The sequence below is a fragment of the Arhodomonas sp. KWT genome, from assembly GCF_010993615.1.
In genome coordinates this window covers 1-3,441 of the sequence record NZ_WNXE01000223.1, presented here as the reverse complement: position 1 = coordinate 3,441, position 3,441 = coordinate 1, and the positions used below count along the sequence as shown (strand labels likewise).

The following is a 3,441-nucleotide window of genomic DNA, read 5'->3' as shown; positions in this document are numbered from 1 at the left end:
CGGGAGGCCAGCCGCAGCCGGGAGAACGCCGGGTCCGAGGCGGCGACGCGGTCGCGCACGCGGGCCAGCAGCCGTCGCCGCCGGTGGAAGGTGAGCGGACCCGTCGAGGTCCGGCCGAGTTCGCTCATCCGGTTGCCTGCATGGGCGTATGCACGTCTCTCCCCCGTTTGCCGGTCCGGGCCCGGAATGGCCGGCCCCGGCCCCTGACGGGCACTCTACCGTCGGGACCGCCGGTCCGTGTAGGGCTTCCGTGCCGGTGCCGGCGATCGCCGGAGCGGGGCGGGAAATGGTGAAAACGGCCCGCCGGTGCGTGCCGGCGGGCCTCGGGAACACCCTGCGGGTGCGTTCAGTCCGGCGAGTAGTTAACGGGGAACCACTCGTAGCCCTGCCCGTCCGCGCGGATGTGGCCGATGCCCGGGAACGGCAGGTGCGCGCCTGCCACCAGCACGCCGGTCTCCGCGGCCTCCTCGTAGGCCGCCTTGCGGCTCGCGATGGCCTGCTCCGGATCGGAGTCGAAGTCGATCGCCACCTCCGGGTGATCGAACTGCACGGCGGCCGCGTGCATCAGGTCTCCCCACAGCACCATGGCCGCGCCGTCGCTCTCCAGGCGGTACGTGGTGTGGCCCGGCGTGTGGCCGGGGGCGGGCTGGGCGTGGATCCCGGGGGCCAGCTCGGTGCCGTCGTCGAACGGCTCGAAGGTGCCCGCCTCCCGGTACGGCTTGAGCGAGGCCATGGCGCCCTTGAACATGCCCTTCTGGCCCTCCGGGGCCTTTTCCATGTTCGCCGGGTCGAGCCAGTAGGCGCTGTCGTCCCGGTCCGCGCGCACCACCGCGTTCGGGAACACACGCTCGCCGTCGCGGGTGAGGCCGCCGAGGTGGTCCGGGTGCATGTGTGTCAGGTAGACCTCGTCCACCTGCGCGGGGCGGTAGCCCGCCGTCTCCAGGCTGTCCACCAGGTTCCCGAGGGTCGGTCCGAACAGGCTGCCGGCCCCGGTGTCGACCAGCACCAGCTCATCGCCGGTGTTGATCAGGTAGCCGTTCACCGAGGTCTCCGTCGGTGCGCTGAGGAAATGCGCCTTCAGGGCCGCGCGGACCTCGTCCTCCGGGGCGTGGAGCAGCTTGTCCATCGGCAGCTCGACGGTGCCATCGGACAGGGCGGTGACCTGGAAGGCGCCCACCTGCACGTGATAGTACCCCGGGTTGCGCGTGTCCGGTGTCGGTGTCGCGGCGGGCGCCGCCTGGGCGAAGGCCAGCGGAATGATGGCGGCCAGGGCGAATGCCGTGGTCCGCAACAGATAGCCATGTCTCATGACAGCCCTCCTGATCGTCCAGAATGGTCGTGTTGTGCCGGGGCGGAGGCTAGTGTGCCCGGGGCGCCCCGGGAAAGCGGCCCCCCGAAATTCTGTGTTTCGTGCGCGGCCACTTGGCCGCGCTGGGCATCGCTGCAAGTGTAGACGGTGGGGCGCTACAGCCAGCCGAGCAGCGACCACCACAGGTAGGTCAGCGGTAGCAGCACCACCACCGTGATCGCAGCCATCGTCAGCGTCAGGCGGGTCGCCTTGCCAACGGGTTCGCCCGCGAGCAGGCAGCCCGCCATCAGCGGCGGGACCTGGTAGGGCAGCAGCATGGTCGAGAAACCGACCACCTGGGTCATCAGCACGGTCTCCAGCGGCAACCCGGAGGCGTGGGCGATGTCCCCCGCCAGCGGCGTGATCACCGCCACGAGGCCCGCCGCCGTGGTGAACGGGGCGATGGCGATGAAGCCCAGGGCGAGGACGACGAAGCTCTGCAGCGGGTTGCCGGGGTCCAGGGGCAGCAGCGGCAGGAGCGATTCGGCGGCGATGCGTCCGGCGCCGGAGTGGGCGAGCACCCCGCCGAGGCCGAGGACACCGGCGAGGTAGAAGAGGATCTCGTAGTTCACCCGGCCGTTGAGGGTGTCCTTCGGCGTGAGCCCGGCCCCCGGTATCAGGCAGACCAGCCCCGCGGTGAGGGCCACCCACGCCGCCGATATGCCGTGCAGCCAGTCCGTCGCCCAGAGTGCCACCGCCGCGGCCAGGATTACGCCGACGGCCCGTTCCGGCCGGGACAGTGGTGCCTCGGCCACGGCGTCCCTGACGGACTCGCTGCGCGGCCGAGGCCGGTCCGGGAAGAGCAGCAGGATCACCGCCACCAGCAGCGCAGCGCGCCCCAGCCCGAGCACGGGGAAGTGCAGCAGCAGGTACTCGCCGTAGGTGAACGCCACGCCGTGGACGTGCTCGGCGAGGCCCATGAGGACGACGTTCGGCACGTTCGCGGTGAGGATCGAGAAGGCGGGCTGGTTGCTGCCGAGGATCACCGCTAGGATCATGCCGGTGCGCCCGCGCGTGCCCGGGGCGAATCCGAAGCGCGCCGCGATCTCGGTGGTGAGCGGCACCAGCAGCATGACCCGGGCCATGGACGACGGGATCACGAACGACAGCGCCACGGCGATCCCCACCAGCCCGCCGATGATGAGCCCGTAGCCGCCGTGCAGGCGCTCACCCACCCGCCGTGCCAGGCGGGTCCCGAGGCCGGTGTGGTGCACGGCGATGCCGAGGATCAGTCCGCCGAAGACCAGCCAGAACGCCCTGGCCTCGAAGCCGCTGAACACGACGGAGGCGGGCGCGGCGTCGAGCAGCATCGCCAGGGCGAAGAATGCCAGGCTCGCCAGTCCGGCGGGCACCGCCGAGCTCGCCCACAGCCCGATGGCGAAGAGCGCCAGTCCCGCCGCCAGCGCCGCCTCGCGGGGCAGCCACAGCGGCCCTGCGACCACCAGTCCGGCGGCCAGTGCGGTGGTGGAGAGCGCGGCGATCGTCGGTGGTCTCGGCGAAAACGTTGTCATGAGCCCTTCCAGGTTCGGACGTGTCGTGGGGCGTTGCCGCGCCCGAAACGCGTGATGGTACCGCGATCGCACCCCGGCGCCGGGGATGCCATTGCGCCGCCGCGCCGGAACGGCCGGGCGTCATCCCGGACAACGGGGTCATCGCACCTCGCCCGGAAAGGATCGCGGACGGTGAGCAGGGACGGTCGTGGCGCCGTCAGCCATGGGCTGGTTCAGGGCCGCGATCACACCGGCATCGGGGGAATGTTGCACGCCTGCGGCGCACAACCTACGCGAGGCCCGGCGAGTCTGCGGTAGGTCGGGCACGGCCGTCAGGCCGTGTGCGACAGCCGTGGGGGCCGTTGCATCCAGTGCGGGCGTCGCTCCCACTGCTGTGTGAAAAATGCAGGGAAAGACCCTCGGGGGAGGGGTGTTGCGTTCGGCACCCGGGCCGGGACCGGCCCGGGTGCCCTTACCGTTACCGCACCCGGGGCGTCAGCCCTTGTGCCAGTAGTGGTCGACGATGACCGCGAAGACCAGCAGGGCGCCGGTGATGATCATCTGCAGGTAGGAGCTCACGCCCACCAGGTCCAGGCCGTTCTG

At 71.3% G+C, this 3,441-nt stretch carries 2 protein-coding genes; both read right to left on the bottom strand.

What is annotated here, in order from left to right; all coding sequences use genetic code 11:
- Nucleotides 1–346: 346 nt before the first annotated feature.
- Nucleotides 347–1,309 (bottom strand): MBL fold metallo-hydrolase, encoded by a 963-nt coding sequence (locus G7A99_RS16945; protein WP_163142329.1) that lies wholly within the window; start codon nucleotides 1,307–1,309, stop codon nucleotides 347–349.
- Nucleotides 1,310–1,464: 155 nt separating this feature from the next.
- Complete coding sequence (locus G7A99_RS16940; protein WP_163142327.1) at nucleotides 1,465–2,859, bottom strand: SLC13 family permease; 1,395 nt, start codon at nucleotides 2,857–2,859, stop codon at nucleotides 1,465–1,467.
- Between the last annotated feature and the right edge of the window lie 582 nt (nucleotides 2,860–3,441).

Bases quoted from the DNA above. Each gene is read 5' to 3' on its own strand.
- G7A99_RS16945 (WP_163142329.1), bottom strand. From the start codon at position 1,309: ATGAGACATGGCTATCTGTTGCGGACCACGGCATTCGCCCTGGCCGCC.
- G7A99_RS16940 (WP_163142327.1), bottom strand. From the start codon at position 2,859: ATGACAACGTTTTCGCCGAGACCACCGACGATCGCCGCGCTCTCCACC.